General features: G+C 66.1%; 21 protein-coding genes and 1 pseudogene. 7 read left to right on the top strand and 15 right to left on the bottom strand.

Annotation, left to right across the window (positions count from 1 at the left end):
- The first annotated feature begins 22 nt into the window (after positions 1-22).
- From ABIA70_RS19510 to ABIA70_RS19495, 4 genes are read left to right on the top strand one after another with little or no spacing between them, the layout of a single operon-like run.
- Entirely contained in the window at positions 23-1,189 is a 1,167-nt protein-coding gene (locus ABIA70_RS19510; protein WP_354149228.1) for a Gfo/Idh/MocA family protein, read from the top strand.
- On the top strand, positions 1,186-2,055 hold the full coding sequence (locus ABIA70_RS19505; RefSeq protein ID WP_354149227.1) for a sugar phosphate isomerase/epimerase family protein: 870 nt from the start codon (positions 1,186-1,188) through the stop codon (positions 2,053-2,055). Before ABIA70_RS19510 ends, ABIA70_RS19505 begins: the two co-directional genes overlap by 4 nt.
- Positions 2,052-2,891 carry an aldo/keto reductase gene (locus ABIA70_RS19500; protein WP_354149226.1) on the top strand — a complete coding sequence of 280 codons (840 nt, stop codon included), beginning with the start codon at positions 2,052-2,054 and terminating at the stop codon, positions 2,889-2,891. The genes ABIA70_RS19505 and ABIA70_RS19500 overlap by 4 nt, the downstream gene beginning before the upstream one ends.
- 12 nt (positions 2,892-2,903) lie before the next feature.
- The gene (locus ABIA70_RS19495) at positions 2,904-4,709 is read left to right on the top strand and encodes an FAD-dependent oxidoreductase (RefSeq protein WP_354149225.1); all 1,806 of its coding nucleotides are present in this window, start codon (positions 2,904-2,906) and stop codon (positions 4,707-4,709) included.
- Between the two features lie 268 nt (positions 4,710-4,977).
- Here ABIA70_RS19495 and ABIA70_RS19490 read toward each other — a convergent pair whose 3' ends face one another.
- From ABIA70_RS19490 to ABIA70_RS19480, 3 genes are all read right to left on the bottom strand, one after another.
- Positions 4,978-5,802, bottom strand: coding sequence for an alpha/beta fold hydrolase (locus ABIA70_RS19490; protein ID WP_354149282.1), 825 nt, complete (start codon positions 5,800-5,802; stop codon positions 4,978-4,980).
- Positions 5,803-5,977: 175 nt separating this feature from the next.
- Entirely contained in the window at positions 5,978-8,818 is a 2,841-nt protein-coding gene (locus ABIA70_RS19485) for an ATP-binding cassette domain-containing protein (RefSeq protein WP_354149224.1), read from the bottom strand.
- Positions 8,815-9,369: a hypothetical protein gene (locus ABIA70_RS19480; RefSeq protein WP_354149223.1), complete on the bottom strand. Its 555-nt coding sequence runs from the start codon at positions 9,367-9,369 to the stop codon at positions 8,815-8,817. Before ABIA70_RS19480 ends, ABIA70_RS19485 begins: the two co-directional genes overlap by 4 nt.
- 126 nt (positions 9,370-9,495) lie before the next feature.
- On the opposite strand from ABIA70_RS19480, the gene ABIA70_RS19475 reads away from it, so the two are divergent.
- Positions 9,496-10,776, top strand: coding sequence for a wax ester/triacylglycerol synthase domain-containing protein (locus ABIA70_RS19475; protein WP_354149222.1), 1,281 nt, complete (start codon positions 9,496-9,498; stop codon positions 10,774-10,776).
- 176 nt (positions 10,777-10,952) lie between these two features.
- On the opposite strand, the gene ABIA70_RS19470 is transcribed toward ABIA70_RS19475, so the two are convergent.
- The 5 genes from ABIA70_RS19470 to ABIA70_RS19450 form a co-directional block, all read right to left on the bottom strand.
- Positions 10,953-12,533 (bottom strand): APC family permease, encoded by a 1,581-nt coding sequence (locus tag ABIA70_RS19470; protein ID WP_354149221.1) that lies wholly within the window; start codon positions 12,531-12,533, stop codon positions 10,953-10,955.
- Positions 12,534-12,658: 125 nt separating this feature from the next.
- Entirely contained in the window at positions 12,659-14,302 is a 1,644-nt protein-coding gene (locus ABIA70_RS19465) for a GMC family oxidoreductase (RefSeq protein WP_354149220.1), read from the bottom strand.
- Entirely contained in the window at positions 14,303-15,841 is a 1,539-nt protein-coding gene (locus tag ABIA70_RS19460) for an aldehyde dehydrogenase family protein (RefSeq protein ID WP_354149219.1), read from the bottom strand.
- A gap of 74 nt (positions 15,842-15,915) precedes the next feature.
- Positions 15,916-16,509, bottom strand: a complete 594-nt coding sequence (locus ABIA70_RS19455; RefSeq protein WP_354149218.1) for a TetR/AcrR family transcriptional regulator — start codon at positions 16,507-16,509, stop codon at positions 15,916-15,918.
- Between the two features lie 104 nt (positions 16,510-16,613).
- Positions 16,614-17,537 (bottom strand): LysR family transcriptional regulator, encoded by a 924-nt coding sequence (locus ABIA70_RS19450; RefSeq protein WP_354149217.1) that lies wholly within the window; start codon positions 17,535-17,537, stop codon positions 16,614-16,616.
- Between the two features lie 101 nt (positions 17,538-17,638).
- On the opposite strand from ABIA70_RS19450, the gene ABIA70_RS19445 reads away from it, so the two are divergent.
- Positions 17,639-18,070, top strand: a complete 432-nt coding sequence (locus ABIA70_RS19445) for a CBU_0592 family membrane protein (protein WP_354149216.1) — start codon at positions 17,639-17,641, stop codon at positions 18,068-18,070.
- 29 nt (positions 18,071-18,099) lie between these two features.
- Here ABIA70_RS19445 and ABIA70_RS19440 read toward each other — a convergent pair whose 3' ends face one another.
- Entirely contained in the window at positions 18,100-19,683 is a 1,584-nt protein-coding gene (locus tag ABIA70_RS19440; protein WP_354149215.1) for a phospholipase D family protein, read from the bottom strand.
- 196 nt (positions 19,684-19,879) lie between these two features.
- Between ABIA70_RS19440 and ABIA70_RS19435 the strand changes: the two genes are divergently transcribed.
- Positions 19,880-20,353, top strand: a complete 474-nt coding sequence (locus ABIA70_RS19435) for an SRPBCC family protein (RefSeq protein ID WP_354149214.1) — start codon at positions 19,880-19,882, stop codon at positions 20,351-20,353.
- A 91-nt stretch (positions 20,354-20,444) separates the two neighbouring features.
- On the opposite strand, the pseudogene ABIA70_RS19430 reads toward ABIA70_RS19435, so the two are convergent.
- From ABIA70_RS19430 to ABIA70_RS19405, 6 genes and pseudogenes are all read right to left on the bottom strand, one after another.
- A pseudogene (locus tag ABIA70_RS19430) lies at positions 20,445-21,298 on the bottom strand (fumarylacetoacetate hydrolase family protein).
- Positions 21,299-21,348: 50 nt separating this feature from the next.
- On the bottom strand, positions 21,349-21,849 hold the full coding sequence (locus ABIA70_RS19425; RefSeq protein ID WP_354149281.1) for an enolase C-terminal domain-like protein: 501 nt from the start codon (positions 21,847-21,849) through the stop codon (positions 21,349-21,351).
- Positions 21,735-22,529: an L-rhamnonate dehydratase gene (gene rhmD, locus ABIA70_RS19420; protein ID WP_354149213.1), complete on the bottom strand. Its 795-nt coding sequence runs from the start codon at positions 22,527-22,529 to the stop codon at positions 21,735-21,737. Before rhmD ends, ABIA70_RS19425 begins: the two co-directional genes overlap by 115 nt.
- A complete protein-coding gene (locus ABIA70_RS19415; RefSeq protein WP_354149212.1) occupies positions 22,526-23,572 on the bottom strand; it encodes a zinc-dependent alcohol dehydrogenase in 1,047 nt (348 codons plus the stop codon). The genes rhmD and ABIA70_RS19415 overlap by 4 nt, the downstream gene beginning before the upstream one ends.
- Positions 23,572-24,912 carry an MFS transporter gene (locus ABIA70_RS19410; RefSeq protein ID WP_354149211.1) on the bottom strand — a complete coding sequence of 447 codons (1,341 nt, stop codon included), beginning with the start codon at positions 24,910-24,912 and terminating at the stop codon, positions 23,572-23,574. The genes ABIA70_RS19415 and ABIA70_RS19410 overlap by 1 nt, the downstream gene beginning before the upstream one ends.
- Positions 24,913-25,016: 104 nt before the next feature.
- A complete protein-coding gene (locus ABIA70_RS19405) occupies positions 25,017-25,859 on the bottom strand; it encodes an IclR family transcriptional regulator (protein WP_354149210.1) in 843 nt (280 codons plus the stop codon).
- Positions 25,860-25,912: the final 53 nt, after the last annotated feature.

Genomic DNA, 25,912 nt, shown 5'->3' with positions numbered 1-25,912 from the left:
ATCAGAAAGATGGCACCTGTTGATGATCACCCCATCACCTGTCACCGCCCGCCCCCTTCGCATCGGAATCGCAGGATGCGGGGCGATCTCCCGCAACCACCTCGAGGCGTTTCGCGCCCTGGACGACGCCGTCATCGTGGGCGTCTGCGACATCGACCTCCAGCGCGCCCAGGACACCGCAGAAGCCTGGGGAGTCCCTGCAGCTGTCAAGACGGTCCAGGAGCTCTTGGCGCTGGACCTGGACATCGTCTCGGTCTGTACCCCGCACCCCACCCATGAGGGTGTGGTGCTGCAGGCCGCCGCCGCACGTGTCCACGTGCTGTGCGAAAAGCCCATCGCCACTGACCTGGCGTCCGCAGAGCGCATGGTGATGGCCTGCGACGACGCGGGCGTGAAACTCGGTGTCCTCTTCCAACGCCGGTTCTGGCCGGCCGCCCAGCGCATCCGCGCAGCGATCGACGACGGCACGCTGGGCCGGCCCATCATGGGCCAGTGCTCGGTGATGCTGCACCGCGAACCGGAGTACTACTCCCGCGACGCCTGGCGCGGGACCTGGGCCAGCGACGGCGGCGGGGTGCTGATGACCCAGGCCATCCACTACATCGACCTGCTGCAGTGGTTCATGGGGGACGTGGCCGAGGTCTACGGGAAAATCATCACCTTCAAGCACGGCGAGCACATCGAAGTGGAAGACTCGGCGACCGCCGTCATCACCTTCACCTCCGGAGCCATGGCCACCCTCGAAGCCTCGACGGCGGTGTCCCCAAGTTTGGGCGTGCAGATCCGGATCACAGGGGAGACCGGCGCCTCCGCCTCCCTGACCGAATTCCCGGAAGGCAGCGACGGACGCGTGGACCTGTGGGCCGAGGCCGGGACGATCAGCACGGAGCCTGTCTACCCCGAGGGAGCTGACCCGAACGTCAGCCTCGCCACGATCAACGGCCAGCTCATTCCGCACCACACGGCGCAGGTCCGCGATTTTGTCCGCTCCCTCAGGAACGGCGGGGAGCCAGCCGTCACCGGCCAGGACGCGACCAAAGCCTTGAGGATACTTCTGGCGGTTTACGAATCGTCCCGGTCCGGCAGTCCGGTCCGCTTCGCCCCGCTGACAGCAAGCACACGACCCCTCACAAAGATTGCCGGCACCATCGCGCACAACGAACTGAGCCTGAACGGAGCACAGTCATGACCGGAAACGCGCAGAGGTTAGTCGGCCTGGCCCAGCTGTGCCTGTTGAACACCGCCCCGCCTGAACTGGTGGGGATAGCTGCCCAGACAGGCTTTGATTTCATCGGCGTCCGGGTGCGCCCGGTGACGCCGACGGAACGGCCTTACGACCTCCAGCCAGGATCTCCAATGCTCCGGGAAACCCTGTCCCGGATGCGGGACACCGGCATCACGGTGCGGGACATCGAGTTCCTGCTGCTGGACGGCAGCGACCAGCGCGACGCATGGCTGCGCATGATGGAAGCAGGCCATGCACTCGGTGCAAGCACCGTCACCGTGGCCGGTGCCGATCCGGACACTGCGCGGCTGGTTCACACGTTGGCCCGGATGACCGAGGACGGCCGAGGTTTCGGGATCACCCCCACCCTCGAAGCCATTTCGTACCAGCCCGTCGCGTCGATCGCCCAGGCTTCGGAAATTGCCCGCCAGGCAGGCTGCCGGATCGTGGTGGACACCCTGCACTTCAACCGGTACAACGGTCCGGGTGCCGCCCGCCAGTTGGAGGAACTGCGCGTCAACACAGACCTGGTGCCGCTCCTGCAGCTGTGCGACGGGCCCGAAGCACGGCCCGGCAGCCGCGAGGAGTTGGTCACCGAATCGCGCTCGGAGCGGGACGTTCCGGGCGAGGGAGACTTCGGCCTCGCGGCAGCGGTTGCTGCATTTCCGGTCAGTCTTCCGGTCAGTGCGGAGGCGCCCTCGGACCGGCGTGTGGCGGAACTGGGCGAGCTCGGCTGGGCGCGCCTGCTTAAATCAGGGGTGGACGCAGTGCTGGCCCAGGCAGGCAGCTTGCAGCTGACCGGCACTGTTGACGCGGCGGCCGCAAAATGAGCGGAACCACTGCAGAGATAACGACGGCGGAGCTTACGCCGGGAGTGCACATCCCGCTCATCGGCCTGGGAACCTGGCCGCTGACGGGTGAGGCTGCTTCTACCGCAGTGGCTCAGGCCATCGGCAACGGCTACCGGCACATCGATACCGCCGAGAACTACGTCAACGAGGCCGCCGTGGGGGAGGGCATCCGCCGCAGCGGCATCGACCGCGGGGACCTGTTTCTCACCACCAAGTTCAACACCCAGTGGCACAGCCGGAGCGGAGTTCGCGATGCCTTCGGCCAGGCGGTGAAGCGGCTAGGTACCGACTATCTGGACCTGTTCCTGGTTCACTGGCCCAACCCAGCCCAGGGGAGATTCATTGAAGCCTGTGAAGGGCTGCAGGACCTCGTTGATAACGGCTTCATCAGGGCCTGGGGTGTCTCGAACTTCAAACCTGCCCACCTGCAGCTCGTCAAGGACGCCGGCCTGGCCGTCCCGCTGAACCAGGTGCAGGTTGATCCCGAGCATGGCCAACCGACCCAACTGGCGTACCACCGCGAGCACGGAATAGTCACCGCCGCCTACAGCCCGCTGGGGCGCAACGGTTCATTCTTCAGCCACCCAGCCGTCACCGGACCAGCCGAAGACTTCGGCAAGACCCCGGCCCAGATCGTCCTGCGCTGGCACGTTCAGCATGGCCGCGTGGCCGTCCCGAAGTCCGCGGACAACCAGCGCCAGCGCGAAAACCTGGATGTCTTCAGTTTCGCCCTGACCCAGCAGCAAATGGGTGCGATTGATGCACTCGAAACAGGCGCACCGCCGCGCCTGGACTCCGACACTTACTTCCACTGAGAAAGCACTGAAATGACTGCACCAGTAACTCCTTCACCTGCCCTTCCGAGCCTGGAGTGCGATGTCCTGGTGGTCGGCTCCGGCGCCGGTGGCCTGTCCGCCGCCGTTACGGCCGCCTACCACGGACTGAAAGTTGTTGTCGTGGAAAAAGCCGACGTGTGCGGCGGCGCCACGTCCTGGTCCGGCGGCTGGGCGTGGACCCCCGGCAACCCGCTGGCCAAAGCCGACGGCGTCAACGAGGACCGCGAACTGTTCCGCACCTACCTGCGCCACCGGCTCGGCAGGACCTACCAGGAAGACAGGGTGGAGGCATTCCTTGAGGCGGTGCCTCACATGGTGGGCTTCTTCCAGGACAAGACCAGCCTCCAGTTTGTCCCGGGAAGCAAGATCAAGGACATCTACGGCAGCACACCCGGCGCAGGCACCGGGCACCGCTCGGTGGGGCCCAAACCGATGAACGCACGCAAAATCAAGCCCGAACTCCGCGCCAAGATGCGCCACCAGCTCTACGAGACCTCGTTCCTGGGCATGGGCATCATGGCAGGCCCGGACCTGACCAAATTCCTCTCCGCTTCCCAAGGCAACATCAAGGGCATCTTCCACGCCGGCTGGCGGGTGGCTTTTCATGTCCTGGACCTCGTCACGCACCGGCGCAATATGCAGCTGGTCAACGGGACCGCACTCACCGGCCGGCTGCTGAAGTCCGCCGATGACCTCGGGGTGGAGATCCATGTGTCCACCCCCGCCAAGCGCCTGCTGACCGACGCGTCCGGCAAAGCGACGGGCGCCGTCGTGAGTTCCACGGAAGGCGATCTGCAGATCAACGCCTCCCGCGGCGTCGTCCTGGCCGCCGGCGGCTTCCCCAACGACGTCTCCCGCCGCAAGCAGCTGTTCCCCAAGACGCCCACGGGCCGGGAACACTGGACACTTGCGCCGAAGGAAACCACCGGTGACGGCATCACCATGGCCCAGGCCGTGGGCGCCCGCTTTGAGACCGATGTGGAGTCCCCGGCCGCCTGGTGCCCTGTCTCGCTGGTCCCGTACCGCAACGGACGCACCGGTACCTTCCCGCACATCATGGACCGGGCCAAGCCTGGAAGCATCGGCGTCCGCCGGGACGGCAAGCGGTTCGTCAACGAGGCCAATGGCTATTACGACTACGTCGAAGGCCTGTTCAAAGCCACCCCTGAGGGTGAACCGGTGGAGGCCTGGCAGATCGCCGATGCGGCGTTCGTGCGCAAGTTCCCCCTGGGCATGGCCAAGCCACTTCCGGTGCCGCTGTTTCCCTACCTGCGGTCCGGGTACCTAAAAAAGGGCAACACCATTGAAGAACTGGCCGCAGCCTGCGGCATCGATCCGCAAGGACTTGCCGCGACCGTCGCGGAATTCAATGAGAACGCCAACAGGGGCATTGACCCCGACTTTGACCGCGGCGCCAGCGAATTCAACCGCTACGGCGGGGACCCCAAGAACACCCCGAACCCCTCGTTGCGTGCCTTGGAAAAGGGGCCGTTCTACGCCGTCAGGATTGTCCCGGGATCCTTCGGCACCTTCGCTGGACTTGCCGCCGATTCACGGGCACGGGTTCTGAACACTGATGGCCACCCTATCGTCGGCCTCTACGTGGCGGGCAACGACCAGGCCTCAGTCATGGGCGGGCACTACCCGGCCGGCGGTATCAACCTCGGCCCCGCCCTCACGTTCGGGTACATCGCCGGACGCGATCTCGCAAACGCAACCCACTACGAAGACGACGGCACGCCAGAAGTACACCAGGTCCCAGCGGCCCCCACCTCATCGAGCCCCACAGGCGTCTGATCGAGAGGGACCATGACCCGAAGGGAAAGGCGCACTCATTCCTCATGGTCCCTCTTCAGCACACTCGAGCGTGCGCGCCCTTGTCTTGCCCGTAATCGAAGAAATTGGCTGAGGAAACCCCCGCTAATGCCCGACAGTAAATCGAAATCCATCCTTCCGCCCTGCGGAGCAACCCAACATGTTGAGATTGCCCGTGGCACCCGAAGTCACGGGCAACGAGGGTTTTTGGAACACCGGCGCCGGCGCGCTGAACGAGCTCGTCTGCCTTTCACGAGCGGGTGTCGAGGTAGTGCCGAATCGCCCGTGACGTTTCCTCTGGAGCGCTGACGTGGGGGCAGTGCCCTGTGGCATGAAGCTGCACCAGGGTGCTGTGTTCCAGATTCTTGGACAGGTAGGCGCCCACTTCCGGCGGGGCAAGCCGATCGTCGGAGCACTGCAGAATCAGGCAGCTGGTGCGCAACTTTTTCAGTTCAGGGCGGGTATCGGAGAAAAACGTTACCCCGGCGAAGTGCCGGGCGATGGTCGGATTTGTCCGGCAGAAGCTGACACGCAGGTCCTCCGCTAATTCCGGCTCCTGCGGGTTGCCCATAACCATGGGCGCCAAGGCCGCGGCCCACGCGAAATAGTTGCTGTCCAGAGATGCCAGCAGGCCCTCGATGTCTTCCCGCGAAAACCCGCCCACGTAGCCGTCGTACGGGTCATCCGTATGGCGAGGTGAAGGGGCAAGCAGGACCAGGTGGGAGAAACGGTTGGGTTCCTGCACCGCGGCGATCACGGCGATCATCGTGCTGACACTGTGGCCCACCAGGATGACGTCCTCAAGTTCAAGGGCGGCACAAATCTCCAGCAGGTCCGAAGCGTACCCATTTAGGGACCCGTACTTCTCCCAGTCATAGGCGCTGATGTCGGAGTTTCCTGCACCAACATGATCAAAAAGCACCAGCCGGTAATCATCAACGAAATAGGGCAGCAGCTTCCGCCACATCGCCTGATCGCAGCCAAAACCGTGGGCAAACATCATCACAGGTCCATGGGCCCGGCCGGATATGGTGACGTTGTTCCGGCCGATTACGGCAGCAACTGCTTCGATCACGTTCTCACTGACCCTCCGTTGGGTGGCGTCCTGTCCCAGACTATCCACGGGAAATCGGGAATCCTAGGGATCCTCCCACTATGGACTTCAAGGTGACGCCGATCCAGCCCACTACATGCGACGCGGCTAACGCGACTCCTCCGACAGGGACCATGATGTGGGGTGTCGGGTGTCCTCAAACCCCGATTTGAAGCCGGGTCTTGTCCTGTGCGGGGTGATCCTGCGAGCCCTGCCCGCCCGTGCTGGAGACCGGCTTCACCCGCCGAAGGGCGGCGAGGATGGCCCGCCCCACCACAGCGATTCCGATGATGGTCGTGACAGCGCGCAGGGTGTCCCAGCCCGCCGTCGACGTCACCAGCGAATAGAGCAGGAAGCTGCTGAGGTTGGTGCCCAGCGGTGCGCCGGGCACGTACGAGATGCCGGTGCCGGCGCCCACCGCGAAGGGCCAGAACCACAGGTTGGTCAGCAGGCCGAACAGGTAGGACGCCACGATGCCGTAGCCGGCAAGCATCCACAGCTCGGCTTTGCCGCGCACCCGCCGGGGCAGCAGGCCGGCCCCGGCACCCACCCACGCACAGGCGAAGATCTGGAACGGCGTCCACGGCCCGATGCCGCCCCACACTGCGCTCGAAAGCGCGATCGTGGCGGCGCCGAGGAGCATGCCGAAGCGCGCACCGAAGGCCCGGCCGGCCAGGATCAGCAGGATAAACACTGCTTCAACGCCCCCGACGCCGGTACTCGCCACCCGCACCGCGGAACCTACGGCGGCCAGGACGCCGAGCAGCGCCACGGTGTGTGCGGAGCGCACCGAACCATCGAGGGACACGACGACGGCGACGGCGGCGAGCGGAGCGATGGCCAGCGCCGCGTAGGGAAGCGCCGCGGCGGCATCCTGCGGGAGGGCCGCTGCGAGCAGCGGCCAGCAGAACGTTGCGAGGGCCACAAGGTTTGCAGCGGCAAGAACTGCGAGCTCGACGCCGCGCGGCATCCGGAGGCGGTGCTGCCTTGCGGGGCTATGGGCGTCTGTTTCTTCGATGAGCCGTGGCCTCGGTCCGGCATGTGTGTGCCGGGCAGGAGCAAGAGATTCAGGTGCATCAGCCGGCGCCGAAGAGGGCGCGACGCCGTCACGCATCGGGAGGATGCGGGCGCCGAGGCCGTGGGCAAAGTCCAGGTCGTGCGTGGCGATCAGGACCGCCGCGCCGGAGTCAGCGGCTGCCCGCAGCGCCGCCGAGACTGCCGTGCGCGCGGCGGGATCCAGGCCGCGGGTGGGTTCATCGATCAGGAGTACTGGTGGCTGGTCCATGGTCTGCAGTGCGATGGCAAGGATCCTGCGCTCGCCGGCCGAGAGGTCCCGGGGATGTTCGTGCCCAATGGGAATCCTGACGTCACCCCGCAGCCGGGCCAGGTGTGAAGCGGCGGAGAGTGGGGGAAGCTGGTCACTGCTACCGTCTGCGCGATGCCGGGCGCGCGCCTGGCGCCGCTCGGCAGTGCGGAGCTCTCCCGCGACGGTATCCCTGGTGAAGAGGTCGTCCGAGGCGTCCGGCACGAGGGCGACCCGGCCGCCGTCGATAGTGCCGCCGTCGGCCGTTCCTTCGCCCAGCGCGAGAGCCACCAGGAGGGACGACTTCCCGGCCCCGTTCGGCCCCACCAGGGCCACCACTTCACCGCGGTGCAGGGTGAGGGACGCCTCGCGCACCAGCGGCTTGCCCTTGCGGTGCACCGCGAGGTTTGCCGCGCTCAGCACGGGCGCCTCGTCCGCTGTCGCCGCCGGCGTTGGACGGACCTCAAGAGGCGCAGAAGGGGACGGCGCGGCACCCGGCACGAGGGCGCCGTCGTCGATGGTCCACCACGCATCGGCAACGGGGGCGAACTGCGCCGCCCGGTGCTCCGCCACGATGACGCAGACACCGTCATGGTGTGCGAAATCGTTGAGGACGGCGATGACGTGCCCGCGGGCTGCGGTGTCGAGGTCGGCCAGGGGCTCGTCAACCAGGAGCAGGTCCGGTTGCTCCACCACCGCGGCGGCGATGGCCACGAGCGTTGCCTCGCCCGCCGAGAGAGTGCTGATATTCCGGTCCAGCAGTGTCGAGACTCCGATACGCTCCGCCACCTCCTGAACACGGGCCTTGGCGGTCGCCGATGCCACGCCGCGCAGCTCAAGGGCGAGGGAGATTTCGTCCCGGACCCGGGTGCTGGCGAACGCTGCACGGGGATTCTGCAGGACGACGCCGACGAGGCGGGCCGTGTCGCGCGGCGGCGTGGCGGTGCGGTCCGCTCCGGCGACGCGTACTGTGCCGGAGATTTCTCCGCCGTCAACATGGGAGAGGAGGCCGGCGATGCCCCGCAGGATGGTGGATTTGCCGGAGCCTGTCGGCCCGGTGATGACCGTGACGGACCCGCTAGACGGCGTGAATCCGGCGGCGCGGACCTGCGCGTCGCCGATGCGGAACTGGGCGTCCCGCACCAGGAGCGGGCCGCCGTCGTCGCGCACTGGGTGGTGTACTGCCCGGCTCCCGAAGCCGCGGAGCTCCAGGGCCGCGGCAACCCGGCTCGCGTGCTCAAGGGTGCGCTCGAGCACGGGCACCAAGGCGCGGGGGCCGAAGCGTTCGCCCCGCAACCGGAAGGCCAGGCGGACGGAGGTCACGGCGTCGGCGAGTGCCGGAAGCGCCGCCCACGCCACGACGAGCGTCCGGGCCAGGCCCTGCATGGGGCCGCGGCGGGCCAGGTGCACGAAGCCGCGCGCCACGTCCACAAAAGCGTTGAGCAGGCCGAAAGCGAGGAACATCCCGGCAATGGGCAGGGCGGAAAGGACAGCCGCCCACAGGCCGGGCGCCGTGACCGGGCCGAGGAAAACCACGTGGGCGTACGGGGCAGGCAGCCGGATTCCCGGCAGGTCGAGCAGGAGCGGTTCACCAATGCCCGCGCCGTTGAAAAGGACGCGGTAGATGACCCGCGCCGCGATGAACACGACGGCGAGGACTGCCGCCGCGCGTAACGGCGCGGGTCGGAAGGTCATGCCGCGGGGGCGGCCGGTTCGCCGTCGACCGTGAAGAGCAGTTCCAGGCTCTCACCCGGGCTGACCTGCAGGGTGGCGAGTCCCTCTTGCGCGTAGGCCCAGTCGCCGGTGGCGGGCTTGACCCAGAGCGACCAGTAGGCAAAGGCGGCGGGCATGCCGCCGCATTCTTCCTTGTACGTGCCGGCCTTGTGGGTGATGGTCAGGTCTGCCGCGGGCACGCCGTTCACACGGCATACGAGTTCGGTGGGGTACTGCGTGGTGCCCACGGTCTTCACTTTTGCCTCTTCGAGCACCTTGGAAGCGGGAGTCGCCGCGTCAACGGGCACGCAGACGGACATATCAGCTGCATCCTGCTTCAGGGAGCCCGAATCGACGATGACCTTCACTCCGGCGCAGGGCCCGGAGTCACTGGATGCAGCCGTTGCGCTCGACGCCGGTGCGGAGGTGGTGGGCTGGGAGGCGACCGGTGCGGAGCAGGCGGCGAGGGAAATCAGGAGACCGGCGGCGGCGAGGGAAGTCGCGGCGGCGGTGCGCATCTTAGTCAAAGTCACCTGTCAAGGGTAGGGCGTTGCCTGCCCTGAGCGGGATGCCGTCGCGTTGTGTGACGTAAGGGTCTCCAATAATTCCGACGTTGCTCCTGGACTGACAAGCCGGTATTTCACGGTTAGTGTCGAGACATGCAACCAGCGGTGCAAAAGCTGGCCCCTGCTGATGAGGCGAACCTGGCGCTCGACCACGTCGGGCAGGTCAACGTGTTCCTCGTCGCCTGCGTCCTCGGGCCCGGCGGTTTCCTTGCGCCGGACGGCACACCGGACATGGAAAGGCTGCAGTCGACTCTCCGCGCGCGGATTGCGGACTTGCCGGCGCTTCGCAGAAAAGTAACTCAAGTGGGCCGTCGTCATTACTGGGTGGAATCCGTGCCCGACGTCGAACATCACATCCGCCTCGTAGAGCCCGTGGACGGTCTTGCGGGACTTCAGGACAAGTGTGCCGAGCTGATGAGCCAGCCGCTGGCATGGGACCGCCCGTTGTGGGAGATCCTGGTAATACCGGGCGTCACCGCGACGGGACTCGCCGCCGTGCTGCGCATCCATCACGCCCTGGCCGACGGGATGACAGCGGCGGTGATCGTGCAGCAGCTCTTTGATCCCGCGGAACCGGGGGAGAAGCCGGCGAGCGAACCGCCTACGCACGAGCTGACGGAGGTACCGCGACACCAACCGAGGAACGATCCCCGCCGCATTCTGCGTCGGCTGACGACCGGCCTGGTCCGCATCCGCAAGACCGTTTGGGGCAACGGCGTGGGTGGCACGGTGCTGCTCGGTGAGCGCAGCGCACATCGCGGTGTCGCTTTTCTGCAGACAGAAATCGAAGCCCTGAAGACTGCGGTGCGTCCGCGGGGTGCCACGGTCAATGACGCGCTCCTCGCCGCGTCGGCGTCCGGCTTCCGGGCTGTCTTGATGGCCGCCGGGGAGCCGATCCCCGCCTGGCTGCCGGTCTCAGAGCCGGTGGCGCTTCGCCGCCTCGGGGCTGCAGGGAACCAGGTGGGAGTTATGAGTGTGCAGCTGCCGCTCGGCGAGCCCGACCCCGACATGCGCTTGACGCTCATCGCCGCGCAGACCCGTGAGGAGAAGGTGCAGGCAAGGGACCAGGGCACCCTGGAGTTCATGCGCGGGCCGGTCGGTGCCCGCATCCTGGACCGCCTCGCCCGGAGGCAGCATCTCGTTGCCGGGTTCGTCAGCAACGTGCCTGGTCCGAAAGGGACTTTCCGCCTCGCAGGAGCCCCGGTTATGGCCCTCTGGCCCGTAGGGGTTCTCGCCGCCAACGTGCGGCTCGGAGTCGCGGCTGTCTCCTACGCGGGCAACCTGTGCTGCGGCATCCATTTCGACGCGTTGAATGTGCGGGGAGACGCCTTTGCAGAGGCCATGGGACAGGAGATGGCGCGTCTCGGCAAGTGAGGAAAGCTCAGATCAAGCGGGCGACGGCGGGAACCTCCCGCCGTCGCCCGCTTTCTTGCGCCGTAGTGCTTAGAAGCCGTAGTGCTTAGAAGGGCCCAACACTGATCTGCTGGGTGACGATGGCCAGGGCGACCACGGTGGCGAGCAGTATCAGGGTCAGCGGCCTTTCCGGTGAGTTACTGAGCTTCCGACGCGGCCACCAGTGAATCCTTTGGGGCTTCGTGCTGCGCTGTCTCGTGCGAAGCGGGGCCCGATGACGGATGTGCTGCGACTGCCGCGGCGTGCTCGGCCAGCACCCCGGTCTGGTGGCGGATCTTCAGGCGGTAGAGCAGGGTCCCGCCAACGATCACGGCGGCCACGAACATTACGCCGCCCCACTGCAGATACCACTCGAACGGCGGCACCGAGTTATAGATCTCCGGCCGGGGCCAGACCAGGTTGACCGTCATGGCCGCGCCCCAGAGGACCGCCAGGATGTTCACCGGCAGTCCCCACTTGCCCATGCAAAAGCCGGGCTCGGAGCCGTCTGCGGCGAGTGGCCACTTTTTCAGGAACCGGTTGCGCAGTAGGGGAACTGTCACCAAGAGGTAGGACAGGTAGATCAGGACGATGCTGATGCTGGACATGATGGTGAAGATGGCCGGCTGCATGACGTTGATGAGCAAAGGCATGACGGCCAGGACACCGATCACGATCGCTGCGATCTTGGGGGTCCTGCGGACCGGATCCACCTTGCTGAGCTGCCGGCTGAACGGCAGGTTGTTGTCCCGGGCCATGGCGAACATCATGCGGATGGCGGCGGCGTGCACTGCCAGGGTGCAGACCACCACGGCTACCACGATGCAGGCCAGGAAGGCCTTGCCGAACGGTCCGCCCAGGACGGAGAGCACGATGTACTGCAGCCCGCCGTCGGCAGCTCCCACCTTGGGATCTGCCAGGTCAGGTGCGGCCAGGATGCCAAACAGCAGGATCAGGCCGCCCAGCACGAACGAGGCCGTGATGGCCCGCAGGATGGCCTTGGGTGCGGTGCGCTTGGGGTCCTTCGTTTCCTCGCCGAGGGAGCTGGCGGTATCGAAGCCGTACATGACGTAGCCGGACGCCATGGCACCGATGAGGAACACGCCGAAGAAGCCGAGATCGTGCCCTTCGCCGTAGCCGGCGGTGTCGAAGAAGACCTCGGGCCCCCGCACCACGTGCCAGCCCAGCGCGAGGATCAGCAGCACAGCCGCGGTGAGCTCCACGAAGACGCCGACGCTGTTGATCCTGGTCATGAGTTTCACGCCGAAGGCGTTGATGAGGGTGGAGATGGTGATCATGATGGTGGCCAGCACCACGCCGTTCATGGCGAAGTCGTAGGGGCCGGTGCCGTCACCCACGAACTGGAAACCGGACCACAGTTGCGGCAGGGTGAGCTGCAGTGCCAGTGCCACGGAGCCGAGCGCCATGATGGAGGACAGCATCAGCAGCCAGCCGGCCAGCCAGGACGAGGTCCCGGACGAGAGCCGTTTGGCCCAGTTGTAGACCGATCCCGCCACGGGGTAGCGGCCGGCCAGTTCGGCGAAACAGAGTGCCACCATCAGCTGGCCGACGAACACGATGGGCCAGGACCAGGCGTACGCCGGGCCGGCCATGGAAAAACCGAAGTAGAACAGTTGGAAGACGCCGGTCAGGATGGAAATGTAACTGACGCCTGCCGCGAAGCTGGCAAACTTGCCGATGCTCCGGTCCAGGGTCTGGGTGTAGCCAAATTCGTCCATGCCGCTTGAATCAATACTCTTGCTGGGTTCCAAAACGTGAACTCCTATGTCAGAAAAGTACGCACGATGCACCCCGCGGCCGCCATTGGACGCGGGTGAAATCAAAAGCCTCCGGAACTTGCCCCTCAGGCGAAGGACGGGCTGAGCTCAACCTCTTCCTTTGCAGCGCCGCCGGCGGTATGGCCGGCGCGGATGAGATCGGCGCAGCGCTCGCCGATCATCATGACGGTGATGTTGGGGTTGACCGTGACGTGTTCAGGCATCACGGAAGCATCCGCCACGCGCAGGCCGGTGACGCCCTTGACCCGCAGCTCGGGATCCAGCGGTGACATATCGTCGTCGGCCGGGCCCATCCGGACGGTGCCCACGGGGTGATACACGGTGTTGTGGGTCTTGCGGATGTACTCCCGCAGTTCCTCGTCCGTCTGCGCTTCGACACCGGGCGACAGCTCACGGCCGGTCCATTCGGCCATGGCGGGCTGCGCGGCGATTTCGCGGGCCTTGCGGATGCCGGCCACCATGACGCGCATGTCGTGGCCGTCCGGATCCGTGAAGTAGCGCGGATCCACCATGGGCTTGTCGCGGAAGTCGCGGCTTCGCAACCGAATCGTGCCGCGGGAGCGGGCGTGGGTGACGTTCGGGGTGAGGGAAAACCCGTTCTCCGTGGTGGGGTAGCCGTGCCGCAGGGTGTTCATGTCGAACGGGACCGAGCCGTAGTGCATCATCAGGTCCGGCCGGTCCAGTCCTTCCTCGGTGGGGGTGAAGATCCCGATTTCCCACCACTGGGTGGAGGTCTGCACCATGGGCTGCCGGGCTTCGAACTGGACCACGCCTTCGGGGTGGTCCTGCAGGTTTTCGCCCACGCCGGGGGAGTCCACCAGCACCTCGATGCCGTGCTGGGCCAGGTGCGCTGCGGGGCCGATGCCGGAGAGCATCAGCAGCTTGGGCGAGTCGATGGCGCCGGTGGAGAGAATGACTTCACGGTGCGCGGTGAGCCGGTGGCTCCGGCCGAAGGCCGAGTCCACCACGTCTACGCCGGTGCAGCGCTTGTCCGCGTCGAACGCCAGCTGGCGGGCGCGGAGGCCTGTGAGCAGGGTGAAGTTGTCACGGTCGACGATCGGGTGGATGTAGGAGACCGAACTGGAGGCCCGGGTGCCGTCCGCGCGGCGGTTGATCTGGAAGAAGTTGGCGCCGTTGATCACCGTGGCGCCGGTGTTGAACTTCGCTCGCGGAATGCCAGTCTGTTCGCAGGCGTCCAGGAGCGCGACGCCGGCGGGATCCACCGGGGGGACGTTCATCAGGTGCACGGGTCCTGAGTCCCCGTGGTGGGGTGCGTCCGGCCCGGCGTCCTCATTGGTTTCCAGCCGCTTGTAGAGGGGCCAGACGGTGTTGGCGTTCCAGCCGGTGGCACCGTACCTGGACTCCCACTCGTCCAGGTCTTCCCGGGGCGCCCAGAAGGCGATGCAGGAGTTGTGGCTCGAGCAGCCGCCCATCACCTTGGCACGGGCGTGGCGCATAAATGAATTCCCGTTTTCCTGCGGTTCCACCGGGTAGTCCCAGTCGTAGCCGGATTCGAGCAGCTCCATCCAGCGGTCCAGCTGCAGGATTTCGGGCAGGTTGCGGTCATCCGGTCCGGCCTCCACGAGGGCCACGGTCACGTCCGGGTCCTCGCTCAGCCGGGCGGCGACGGCGGCACCGGCGGATCCGCCGCCGATGACGACGTAGTCGAACCCGCGCTCGGTGACGTCGTCGATGTTGTCGTAGTGCATCTAGTTCTCCTTGCTGTGGTCAGCAAACCAGCCGGTGACCTGCGGGCTGGTGTTCTGGTAGATGTGTTTGGCTTCCTGGTATTCGGCCAGTCCCGTGGGCCCCAGTTCGCGGCCGACGCCGGACTGGCCGAAGCCGCCCCACTCGGCCTGGGGGAGGTAGGGGTGGTAGTCGTTGATCCAGACGGTGCCGTGCCGCAGCCGGGATGCCACGCGCTGCGCCTTGCCGGCGTCCTGGGTCCAGACCGCGCCGGCCAGCCCGTAGACGGTGTCGTTGGCGGTGGCCACTGCTTCGTCCTCGGTGCGGAACGTCTCCACCGTGACCACCGGGCCGAACGCCTCGTCGATGACCACTGACATTCCCCGCTCGACGCGGTCCAGGACCGTGGGCTGGTAGTAGAACCCGCCGTCGTACTTCTCCCCGACAGGTGCCGCGCCGCCGGTCCGCAGCCGGGCACCCTCCTGGATGCCGCGCTGGACATAGGCGTTGACCTTGTCGCGGTGGTCCGCGGAAATCAGCGGCCCGGTTTCGGCGTCGTCGTCAAAGGGGCCGCCCAGCCGGATGTCCCGGGCGCGGCGGACCAGCTCGTCCACGAAGCGTTCGGCGATGGATTCCTCCACCACCAGCCGCGCCCCGGCCGAGCAGACCTGGCCGGAGTGGACGAACGCGCCGTTCAGGGCGTTGTCGACGGCGGCGTCGAAGTCCGCGTCCGCGAACACCACGTTGGGGTTTTTCCCGCCGAGCTCCAGCGCCACTTTCTTGACGGTGCCGGCGGCCGCCGCCGCGATCCGCTTGCCGGTTTCCAGCCCGCCGGTGAAGGAGACGAGATCGACGGCGGGGTGTTCCGAGAGGGGGGCGCCCGCCTCCGCACCGGCGCCGGTCACGAGGTTGGCCACGCCGTCCGGGAGGCCGAGGTCCTGCAGCAGCTGCATGGCGAGGATGGCGGTGGAAGGGGTCAGCTCGGAGGGCTTGAGGACGAAGGTGCAGCCGGCGGACAGTGCGGGTGCAATCTTCCATGCGGCCTGGAGCAAGGGGTAGTTCCAGGGTGTGATCAGGCCGCAGACGCCCACGGGTTCGTAGACGATTTTGCTGACGACGGCGGCGTTCCCGGCGTCGACGATGCGGCCCGCCTGCTGCCCGGCGATCCTGCCGAAGTACTCGAAGCAGGCGGCAATATCGTCCATGTCGATCCGGCTCTCGACCAGGCGCTTGCCGGTGTCCAGCGACTCGGCGCGGGCGAAGCTCTCCCGGCGTTCCCGCAGTCCGGCGGCAACCTTGAGCAGGAAGGTGCCGCGCTCCGGGGCCGGAACGGAGGACCAGATTCCGGAATCGAAGGCTGCCCGGGCTGCGGCGATGGCGCGTTCCGCGTCCTCCCGGCCGGCCTCGGACACCGTGGCCACCGGTTCGCCGTCGGCAGGGTTGCGGATTTCGCGGACAGCGCCGGAGGCGGCCGGCTCCCAGGCGCCGTTGATGAACAGGGTGGATGCTGTGTCAGTTATTGCGGTTTGGGGGACGTCCCGAAGGGGTGTGGCGTAGGTCATACGAAGGACAGTAGCCGAGATTGAACGACTGTTCAATACTTTTTTGAACAGTCGTTCAATGCTACGTGGCGGGCCTACTCCGGAAGCGGTGCGAAGGCGATCTGCTCCGTACGGGCGATGCTGCGCTGGATGGAGGCCTCATCAACGCCGAGAAGAGTGGTCAGCCACATGCCGTTCTGGATGACGACAATGTCAGCCGCCCGTTCCCTGCACGCTTCCCAGGAAAGGCCGGGCAGAGCGCTGGAAACGAGGGCAGCGAGGCCGTCAAGATAGCGGTCAAAGGCCTCGGCGTTGATCTGTGCATAGCCCTCGTCCGCCTGGGCGAGGGCCCACAGGTGGAGGCGCAGGGACAGGTAGCGGGTGGTCAGCAGGTCGGCGGCCGCCACCCGCCGCAGGGCCTTCCGCAGTTGTTCCTCCGGGCCTGACGACGGGTCAGGCGCCACAAGCAGAAGGTCGTGTTCGTCCACCCGGCGCAGGGCTGCCCGTATCAGGCTCGTCTTGTCATCAAAGTAGTAGTTCACCAGGCCGAGCGCCACACCGGCCTCGCGGGCCACGGCCCGCATGCTCACGCCCGAAATCCCATGGCGGGACAGCAGATCCAGCGCCGCCTCGAGGATGCGCGACTGCCTGTCCATCTGTTCGCCGGCGTTCACGGCTTTGGTCCCCATCTGGCCAGACTATTGCCTAAGCCGTGACGAGCGCACTTTCAGGGGCCGACGACGGCGGGGCCCGCCGTCGTTGTTTCCCGTCGTCCGCTCACCGCGGCGGTGCTTCAGGATGCCGTGCGGGTGTCGAACGCGGCGGCCGATTCCCGCAGCAGGCGTGCGACGGTGTCCACCGGGGTGGTGGTTGACTGCCGCCGGTCGAACCGCCGGAGGACAATACGCCTCGTTCCGAGGCCCGGGACGTCCAGGACATCCACCCCGTCGTGGGCGACGCCGCTTAACGCCAACGTAGGCAGGATCGCAATACCTTCTCCCGCCGCGACGAGGGCGAGGGCGGTGAGCGTCTCCTGGTACTGATGAACCGTTTCCATCTGGGTGCCCGTGGACTGGCGGAGGCGGCCGAGCACCGAGGCGTTCGCGGCTGTGGGCTCGACGCCGATCCACGGTAGCGGCAGCCGGGCAAGATCGATATTCTCCGTGGTGAGGAGGGCCCCGGCGGGAACCACCAGCTTCCATGGCTCGTCCAGCAGGGGCTCCTCGGTCAGTCCGGCGGGAAGTGAACGCTGCTCGGCCGTGGTCGAATCGAGCTCCACCACGACGGCGTCGAGTTGGCGTTGGCGGAGAAGCCGCATCATGGCAGGCAGATCGTCCTCGACAATCCGGATCTGCAGCTGCGGGTACCGGGCGCGCCATTCAGGAAGGCGGGGGATCAGCACCGTCCGGATAAAGCTGGTGAATCCGCCCACGCGGACCACTCCAGCGATCCTGGCGCCGCCTTCGATGCGTGCGCGGGCGACGTTGAGTGCGCGTTCAATCTCCTCACCGGCCTCCGCCACGGCAAGGCCTGCGGGTGTCAGCACTGAACCCTTGGGCGTGCGCACCACCAAGGCGTGCCCCGTCTCATCCTCCAGTTTGGTGAGCTGCTGCGAGACGGCGGACGGGCTGATTCCCAGTTCATCAGCCGCGGCGAGCACCCCGCCGGTGCGGGCAATCGCAAGGAGGACGCGGAGTCTGCGCGGATCGATATCCATATTAAGCAGTTCTAAACCACATCTTCAGTGGAATGCAATTGCTCTAAAGGTGGGCCGTATTCATAATTGCTGTTAAACCACATCACCTCTGAAAGGACATCATGGAACTGCTGTGGGAAATTGCAGGCTGGTCAGGGGCGGTGCTGATCCTGTCTGCCTACCTGTCAGTCTCCATGGGCTGGCTGAAGGCCGGCAAGCGCTTCCAGGTGGCCAACCTCATCGGTGCATGTGCATTCATCATCAATGGTGCAGTCCACGAAGCCTGGCCTTCAGTGGTCACGAACATCGCCTGGTGCCTGATCTCGGCCATCGCGATCCTCCGCATGCGCGCCACGAACGAGGCGCCCGCAGCTGCAGCCGAATCTCCGCAGGTGCAGTTTCCCGGCGTCCCTGACACCACCGGCCAGATCGCTGTTGTCGAGGCCATTACGTCCGCCGTCCACGGCGATGTCGCCGGGCGGGCGGCTGAATGCCAGGCCGGCCTGCGTGAGGGGCGGGCCAGGGATTCGGCGGTCCTCAGCGCGCACCACTAGATGAGCGGGCACGTCCTTGACGAGCTTGCCTAGAACCGGGTGGTGTAGCGCAGCTTGCGGGGGCGGCCGTCCGGGTCCACCAGCAGGCGGTTGACAGGATCAGCCCAGAGCCGCTGAAGGCGTGTTACCGGTTCTGTGGTGTGGTGGCGGACATGGCCCGCGGGGCGTAGCGGGCGGTTGGCGGTGGTGTGCCAGTTGTCCAGGGCATTGGCGGTGGCGTTCCACAGTTTGAGCCCGTCCGTCGGGGAATGGAGCCGGGGATCATCCTCGTCCAGGCCCAGGTGTTCGGCCCACAGTTGGCGCCGGAGGTTGTGGGCCAACGGGCTGGGAGCCGCTTCACCGGCTGTGGTGTCGATGACCGCGCAGGTCAGCTCGCTGTCCGTGGTCCAGGACCGGCGGTTGAAGTTGTCCGAGCCGGTTGTGAACCAGGTGTCGTCGATGATGCAGACCTTGGCATGGACATAGATCGGGGTCCCGGCCCTGTTTTCCAGATTGAACACGCCGAACCTCTCGGGTGCAACGCGGCGGATCCTCTCGATGGCCCGCAGTTGCCCGAGCCGCTTGGGTGGCCCCCCGATCGGACCGTCGGAGTCCGGGTAGCGCGGCACCACGGCGATCACGTTCAGCCCGGGGTTCTGCTCCAGGGCGGCTGCGATTCCGTCGGCGACCTCTGCCGACCACAGGTACTGGTCCTCGATGTAAATGAGGGAGCGGGCCAGGCCGAAAGCTTTGGTGTAGGCCCGGGCAACGCTCCGCTCGCCGCGGGGCGCGAAGGGGAACGGCGGATGCTTCACGCCGTAGGTGCGCAGCAGCTGCACGGCGTGGGGGCCGGCCGGTGGCGGCGGCGGCGCGGTCTCCGGCAGCGGCTCGGGGTGCCGGGGCATATCCGCCAGGCGCTGCAGCAGCATCCGGTACGGCGTGCGCCGGTCCAGCGGATGGGGGTCATTCCATCTCTCCGCGAACAGCTCCAGCACATCCGCCACCACCGGGCCACGGAGTTCGAGCGCGGCATCGTGCCACGGCGGTTGTTTCCCGTACCGCGGATCCATGGCCACCGCCTGCGGGTCTCCCGCGTGATCGGCGTCGTCCCGGCGGCTGTGCGAGAGGTCGATCCCGCCCACGAACGCCACGTCCTGCGAAGGGTCATCACGGCGGCGGATGACGAACAGCTTCTGGTGATGGCAGCCGAAAAGCCGCACCCGCTGATCCAGCAGCACCTCGCCGCCGGCGTCGTTAATCTGGCGGCTGAGGAGTTCGTTGGACCGCCAACTCATCGGGGCAGACACGCGCTCGCCGTGGGATCTCCAGATCAGGCCGCGCACTTCCACTCCGGCCCGGGCCAGACTCGCCAGCAAGTCACCGATCGCCGGACCGTCCGCCGTCAGCCGCTCGTCGGCGTCGCCACGCCAGTCGGTGAACCACACACGGTCTCCCGCCTGCAGGGCGGACAGCTCCTCATGCAGCCGGGCAAAGTAGGTGGCCCCGTGAACCAGGGGCCGCACGAGGTTGCCCTCCGACCACGACGCCGAGCCCGCACCTTCCGCGTGCACGTCGGTGGCTGTGTTCCCCCTCTCGCTGCCGCTTAAGAACCACGTACCAGGATTGCTGTCCACTCGATGTTCCCTTCGGGAGCCGAAGCCGGTCAGGAGACGTCCGGCCTATTCAGTAGCCTACGTCCTGGGGATTCCGAAGGTCTGGACACAGGTGGCCGCCGGACTTATCGTGCAGAGGTGGCGGCTGCCTGACTGGCAGGATGGCACGTGCTGCCGGTCCGTCGTTGCGGCCGTCCGTCATGACAGGAGGAAGCAGATGGAACATGTTGAAGAGACCGTTGAAGTCGCAGTTCCGGTGCGGACCGCGTACAACCAGTGGACCCAGTTCGAATCCTTTCCGCAGTTCATGTCCGGGGTGGAATCCGTAACCCAGCTGACCGACACCACCAACCACTGGGTCACCAAGGTGGGTGGGGTCCAGCGGGAGTTCGATACGGAAATAGTCGACCAGGAGCCTGACGACCGGATCGCCTGGCGCAGCACCGACGGCAAGTCCCACGCCGGCATCATCAGGTTCACGCCGTTGGATGCCAATCACACGAAGGTCAAAGTCCATTTCGAATGGGCGCCGGAAACCGTCACTGAAAAGGCAGGCGCCGCGCTGAAGATCGACGAGATGCAGGTCAAGGCCGACATGCGGAAGTTCAAGGACTTCATTGAATCGCGGGGGACCGAAACCGGCGCCTGGCGTGGCGATGTCAAGGACAGCAGACCCACCGGGCAGCTCTAGAAGCGGGGCGCTGCCGTGTCCCAACAGACAGAAAGCGGACGACGGCGGGAAACCTCCCGCCGTCGTCCGCTCCTATCCGAAGCCTCAGGCGCTACCGCTGGTAACTGACCAGTTTCTGCTCCTGCCTGCCGAGCTTCTCGATGGAGATTTCCATGGAGTCCCCTTCGCGCAGGTAGGGGAACTTGCCGGACAGCGCCACACCCTGGGGTGTTCCGGTGTTGATGATGTCGCCCGGATCCAGGACCAGGTACTGGGAAAGATGCCAGACGATGTGCGCCACGGAGAAGATCATGTCTGCCGTGGTGGAATCCTGCCTGGTCTCACCGTTGACGGCTGAGCGCAGGCGCAGCTGCTGCGGATCGCCCACTTCCTCTGCCGGGACCAGCGCGGGGCCCAGGGGGTTGAACGTGGCGCAGCATTTGCCCTTTGACCACTGGCCGCCCGAGTGCTCCACCTGGTAAGCGCGTTCGGAAACGTCATTGCTGACGGCATAGCCGGCAACATAGTCCAGCGCCTCCTCCGGCGAAGCGAGGTAGGAGGCCCGTTTGCCGATGACCACCGCGAGTTCAACCTCCCAGTCCACTTCTCTGCCCCCGGCGGGATGACCACATGGTCAAAAGCGCCCACCACGGTGTTGGGGTGCTTGAAGAACAGGATAGGGACCGACGGCGGCGCGTCACCCGATTCCGCGGCATGCGCGGCGTAGTTCTGGCCGATGCACAGCACGGCACCGGGCCTGGCGACCGGAGCACCGACGCGCAGCGACGCCGCACCGTCGAGTTCGGGGAGGCCGGATGCGACGGCGGCCCGGGCTTTGGCGATGCCGCCCCCGCCGAGGAATTCGCCGTCTATGTCCGCGGTGATGGAGCGCAGGTCGAAGTATTTTCCGTCCTGCGTGGCTACCGGGATTTCCTTGCCGGGTTCGCCAATGCGCATGAGTTCCATTGAGAGTGTTCCTGTTCGTGTTCTTGGTGGTGATCTGCGGGCGTGACGGGTCAGTGCGTGTACGGCCGCAGCTTCTCCAGCGCGGGATTCAGCTCGACGCCGAAGCCCGGCGTCTCCGGGACCTTGAGCTTGCCGTTCACCGGCACCGGCTCGCCGAGCAGCATGGGCGAGAACATGGGCACCACTTCCTCAGCTGTTGGATGCATCATAAGGAACTCGGCGAACGGGCTGTTGGTCCGGGTGACAACGAAATGGTACGAGTACACGGACGAACCGTGCGGGATCACCAGGGCACCGGCTGCGTCGGCCATCGCCGAGATCTTGGTCAGCTCGGTGATGCCGCCGCACCATCCGACGTCGGGCTGAAGGATGTCCGCGCACTCCATGTCCAGCAGCAGCTTGAAACCCCAGCGGGTGGCCTCGTGCTCGCCGGTGGTTACCAACATCTTGGGCGGGACCTGCTTCTTGAGCTTGGCGTAGCCCCAGTAGTCATCCGGAGGGAGTGCCTCTTCGATCCATTTGAGGTTGTACTCCGCCGCGCCGTGCGCCAGCCGGGTGGCGTATTCGAGGTCAAGGGACATCCAGCAGTCCAGCATGAGCCGGATTCGTCACCCACCTTCTCGCGCATGTCCCGGATCATCTCCAGGTTCTTGCGCAGCCCCTCCTCACCCTCGGCCGGCCCATGGTGCAGGGGCATCTTTCCGCCGATGAAGCCGAGCTTCTTGGCGACGTCGGGCCGGGCGCCTGTTGCGTACATGGTCAGCTCGTCCCTGACCGGGCCGCCCAGCAGGGCGTAGACGGGCTCCTGCCGGATCTTTCCGAGGAGGTCGTAGAGCGCCAGGTCCACTGCGCTGATGGCGTTGAGCACCACGCCCTTGCGGCCATAGAACAGGGTGGACTTGTACATCTGGTCCCAGATTTTTTCGATGTCCGTGACGCGGGCACCCTCGACAAACCTGGCAAGGTGCTTCTCCACGATGAAGGCGCCGAGTTCGCCTGCCGTGGTGACGGCGAAGCCCACGGTGCCGTCGTCGGCCTCGATCTCCACGACGAGCGTGCCCAGGACGTTCAGCCCGAAGCTCTGGCGGGACTGCCGGTATTCCGGATAGACGGACATGGGCGTGGCGATGTGATCATCGATCCAGTGCCCGGCATCCTGGTCGTGGTAGTCGGCTCCGCCGCCGCGCAGGGTGTAGGCGCGGACGTGGCGGATGCGGTTTTCGATGCTCATTGGCCATTCCTTGCTGAATCGAGGCGGATCAGTACTTTGCCGGCCGTGCCGTCGGCTGCCGCGAGCCCGGCGAACGCGGCGTCGGCGTCCTCCATGGAGACTTCACGGCTGATCAGTTCCGCCAGCACCGGGGAGCCCTGGTCCACCCAGACGGCTGCATCGCGGAAGTCCTTGTTGTTGTAGCAGAAGCTGCCGACTATCTCCCGTTCCTCCGTTGACACACGGTAGGCACTGAAGGCCAGCTCGGGCGAGCCCATGCCGACCAGCGAGACGACGCCGCCGAACTTGGTGGCGTCGAGGGCGCTGGCCATCGTGGGTTTGATGCCGACGGCGTCCACGGTGGTATCTGCGAGCCGGCCAAAGTGGGTCCTGACCTGCTCATCCAGCTGGCCCGCCGCGGGGTCGAGGGCTGTGGCGCCCAGGCGCTCGCAGAGCGCCCGCCGGGCGGGGTCCATTTCGGATACGAGGACCTGGGCCGCGCCTTCCTGGAGTGCCGCGAGGATGACGGACTGGCCGATCGGGCCGCCGCCGATCACCAGGACCTTGTGCCCCGGCTGGATCCGGGCGCGGCGGACAGCGTGGAAGGCGACTGCCAGGGGCTCAATCAGGGCCCCGTAAACGATCGGTGTTGCGGCGGAGAGGGCCACGACGTTCTCCGCGGGAACCGCAAGCTGTTCGGCAAAGGCGGACACGATCGCGGGGTTCACGCCGATGACGGTGCGCTCCGGGCAGTGCTGCTGCTGGCCGGCGTCGCACGCTTCGCAGGAGTTGCAGCTGATGAGCGGGTTGAAGGTCACCGGCTGCCCGACGGTGAAGCCGAAGCTGTCCGTGCCGGTTCCCAGGGAGGCAATGCGGCCCACTGTTTCGTGGCCCATGACCTGTCCCGGGACGCGGCGTCCGTTTTCCCCCGTGTATCCGTGGATGTCCGATCCGCAGATGCCGGTGGCGACGACGTCGATGAGTACTTCGCCCGGGCCGGCGGCCGGTTCGTTGCGGTCCGCCACCACGAGCTGCCGGAAGTCTTTCAGTTCAAGTACTCGCATTAGTGCACCTTCTCGGAAATGGGCTGGGCCAGCGGATTCGTGTCAACGATTTTGCTGATCCGGTGGCTGTTGAACAGCAGGACTGCTCCCAGGAGTGCCGTGAAGGCCAGGAGGAAAAGCCCTGCGTTGGGGCCGAAGGAGGCTTCCGCCCAGGTCTTGGCGATGGGTGCGACAAACCCGCCCAGGCTTCCGATCGAGTTGATGAGCGCGATTCCGCCGGCTGCGGCGGCGCCCACGAGCATGCCGGTGGGAAGCGTCCAGAACACCGGCTGCACGGAGATGAAGCCGGCTGCTCCAAGGGAGAGCGCTGCCAGTCCCATGACAGGGTTGTCCGTCAGTGCGGAGCCAAGAATGCCGAGCGCTGCCGCCGCCAGTGATGCTGTGGCCACGAGCCGGCGCTTGCCGGTTTTGTCCGCGAGGCGGCTCAGCAGGAACGTGGCGAGCATCGCGATTCCCCACGGAACAGCCGTCATCAGCCCGACGCCGAGGCCCACCTTCGCGCCCACCAGTTTGGCGATCTGGGTGGGCAGGTAGAACGTGACGCCGTAGACGCTCATCTGGATGGTGAAGTAAATGACGCAGAAGTAGAGGACTTTCGGGTTCGCCAAGGCGCGAAGGGCACCCTTCGGGGAGTGGTCTGCCTTGACCTGGTCCTCCGCGTCGAGTGCTGCAGTCAGGGTGGCGCGCTCGTCTTCGTTCAGCCACTTGGCGTCGGCCGGGCCGTTGTCGAGGTAGGAGAAGGCCCAGATTCCGACGGCCACGGTCAGTGCGCCGGTGACGATGAACATGAGCTGCCACCCCTGCAGGCCACCCAGGCCGTCAAGGTCAAGAAGCATGCCTGAGAGCGGGCCGCCGAAGATGAACGCGAGCGGTGCTCCGAAGTAGAACAGGCCGTTGACGCGGCCCCGGAACTGGGTGGGGATCCAGTAGGTCAGGTAGAGGATGACGCCGGGGAAGAATCCGGCTTCGGTGATCCCGAGGAGCACCCGGAGAATGTAGAAGGCCCACTCGGTCTGCGCAAACATCATCAGTGCCGAGACGATGCCCCAGCTGATCATGATCCGGGCCAGCCAGATCTTGGCGCCGAGCTTGCGCATGAGGATGTTGCTGGGAACCTCCAAGGCCGCGTAGCCAAGGAAGAAGATGCCCGCCCCGAGTGCATAGGCTGCATCGGAGAGGCCGGTATCCGCCTGGAAGGCGGCCTTGGCGAATCCCAGGTTGGCGCGGTCCAGGAACGCCAGGATGTACATCAGCAGGAGTACGGGAATCAGCCTGCGAGTAACACGCCTGACGATCGGTGCCAGCGCTTCGCTGGTGGGAGCTGTCCTTGGAAGTGACACGCTAAACTCCTCATCGAGTTCATGATTATGAATTGCTGTTCACGGATGTGAACGAGATTGAGTATGGCACAGCTCACAGGAGGGTGCAAGCATGAATTCGAGTGCTACGCAGTCCGCTTCGAACTGTCCCGCTCGGCGGCATTAGAACTGTCCGTGGGGATCACCAGGTCCGGCTCCCTGACCCCCAGGAGGGCGCGGATTTCCTGGGAGGCGGCCACCAGTGGCCTCAGGATGCTGCCGGGCCAATCGGCGTCGGTCCTGGCGGTTGGCATGGTGACGGAGAGGGCGGCGTACATCCCGCCGCCGGACTTACTGGTCAGGGGAACTGCAACGCAGCGGCAGCCCGCCAGGTATTCCTCATCGTCAAGGGCAAAACCGTTCGTCTTTGCTGCCGCGACAAGCGCCGTGAGGTCCTCGACGTCAGTCACGGTCTTGTCGGTGAGCCTCGGAAGTGCCACCGATTCGAGGCGTTTCCGGGACTCCCCGGGATCAAGCATGCTGAGCAGGGCTTTGCCGATGCCAGTGGCGTGGGCCAGCAGCCGCATGCCCACAGAGGAGCCCAGGCGCATGCCTCCGGGTGCCTGGCTGATGGCGATGTAGACGTTTTCGACGCCGTCCAGGAGGGCAAGCTGAACGGTCTCGCCGAGGGAGGCGGAGAGGCGGTCCATAACAGGTTTGGCCACGTTGGCCAGAGTCTGATGCCCGGTATAAAGCTGCCCCACCTGCCATGCCCGAAGCCCCAGCGAGTACTGCTTGTTCGCGCTGTTGTGGTCCAGCCAGCCCGCCGCGCAGAGCGTATTTAGGAGGCCGTGGACGCTTGACCGCGGAAGGCCCAGTCCTTCGAGGATTTCCGTGAAGCTGGCGGATCCCCGGCCGGCGACAAATTCAACCACGGTCAGGGCCCGGTCCGCTGATTTGACTGTGGGGTTGCCGCGGTCGTCCGTCATGTTTGCTCTTCCGTAGTGGTATGCATGAGTGTTGCCTGATATGTGCAGCCTGT

It is taken from the genome of Arthrobacter sp. 754, from assembly GCF_040548695.1.
Lineage (GTDB): Bacteria > Actinomycetota > Actinomycetes > Actinomycetales > Micrococcaceae > Arthrobacter.
The sequence above is the reverse complement of the archived record's forward strand: the minus strand, read 5'-3'. Positions and strand labels throughout refer to the sequence as shown.

What these genes read in the sequence shown, in the direction of transcription:
- ABIA70_RS19510 (WP_354149228.1), top strand. Translation starts at nt 23, where the DNA reads ATGATCACCCCATCACCTGTCACCGCCCGCCCCCTTCGCATCGGAATC.
- ABIA70_RS19505 (WP_354149227.1), top strand. Translation starts at nt 1,186, where the DNA reads ATGACCGGAAACGCGCAGAGGTTAGTCGGCCTGGCCCAGCTGTGCCTG.
- ABIA70_RS19500 (WP_354149226.1), top strand. Translation starts at nt 2,052, where the DNA reads ATGAGCGGAACCACTGCAGAGATAACGACGGCGGAGCTTACGCCGGGA.
- ABIA70_RS19495 (WP_354149225.1), top strand. Translation starts at nt 2,904, where the DNA reads ATGACTGCACCAGTAACTCCTTCACCTGCCCTTCCGAGCCTGGAGTGC.
- ABIA70_RS19485 (WP_354149224.1), bottom strand. Translation starts at nt 8,818, where the DNA reads ATGACCTTCCGACCCGCGCCGTTACGCGCGGCGGCAGTCCTCGCCGTC.
- ABIA70_RS19475 (WP_354149222.1), top strand. Translation starts at nt 9,496, where the DNA reads ATGCAACCAGCGGTGCAAAAGCTGGCCCCTGCTGATGAGGCGAACCTG.
- ABIA70_RS19470 (WP_354149221.1), bottom strand. Translation starts at nt 12,533, where the DNA reads ATGGACGAATTTGGCTACACCCAGACCCTGGACCGGAGCATCGGCAAG.
- ABIA70_RS19465 (WP_354149220.1), bottom strand. Translation starts at nt 14,302, where the DNA reads ATGCACTACGACAACATCGACGACGTCACCGAGCGCGGGTTCGACTAC.
- ABIA70_RS19460 (WP_354149219.1), bottom strand. Translation starts at nt 15,841, where the DNA reads ATGACCTACGCCACACCCCTTCGGGACGTCCCCCAAACCGCAATAACT.
- ABIA70_RS19455 (WP_354149218.1), bottom strand. Translation starts at nt 16,509, where the DNA reads ATGGGGACCAAAGCCGTGAACGCCGGCGAACAGATGGACAGGCAGTCG.
- ABIA70_RS19450 (WP_354149217.1), bottom strand. Translation starts at nt 17,537, where the DNA reads ATGGATATCGATCCGCGCAGACTCCGCGTCCTCCTTGCGATTGCCCGC.
- ABIA70_RS19445 (WP_354149216.1), top strand. Translation starts at nt 17,639, where the DNA reads ATGGAACTGCTGTGGGAAATTGCAGGCTGGTCAGGGGCGGTGCTGATC.
- ABIA70_RS19435 (WP_354149214.1), top strand. Translation starts at nt 19,880, where the DNA reads ATGGAACATGTTGAAGAGACCGTTGAAGTCGCAGTTCCGGTGCGGACC.
- rhmD (WP_354149213.1), bottom strand. Translation starts at nt 22,529, where the DNA reads ATGAGCATCGAAAACCGCATCCGCCACGTCCGCGCCTACACCCTGCGC.
- ABIA70_RS19415 (WP_354149212.1), bottom strand. Translation starts at nt 23,572, where the DNA reads ATGCGAGTACTTGAACTGAAAGACTTCCGGCAGCTCGTGGTGGCGGAC.
- ABIA70_RS19405 (WP_354149210.1), bottom strand. Translation starts at nt 25,859, where the DNA reads ATGACGGACGACCGCGGCAACCCCACAGTCAAATCAGCGGACCGGGCC.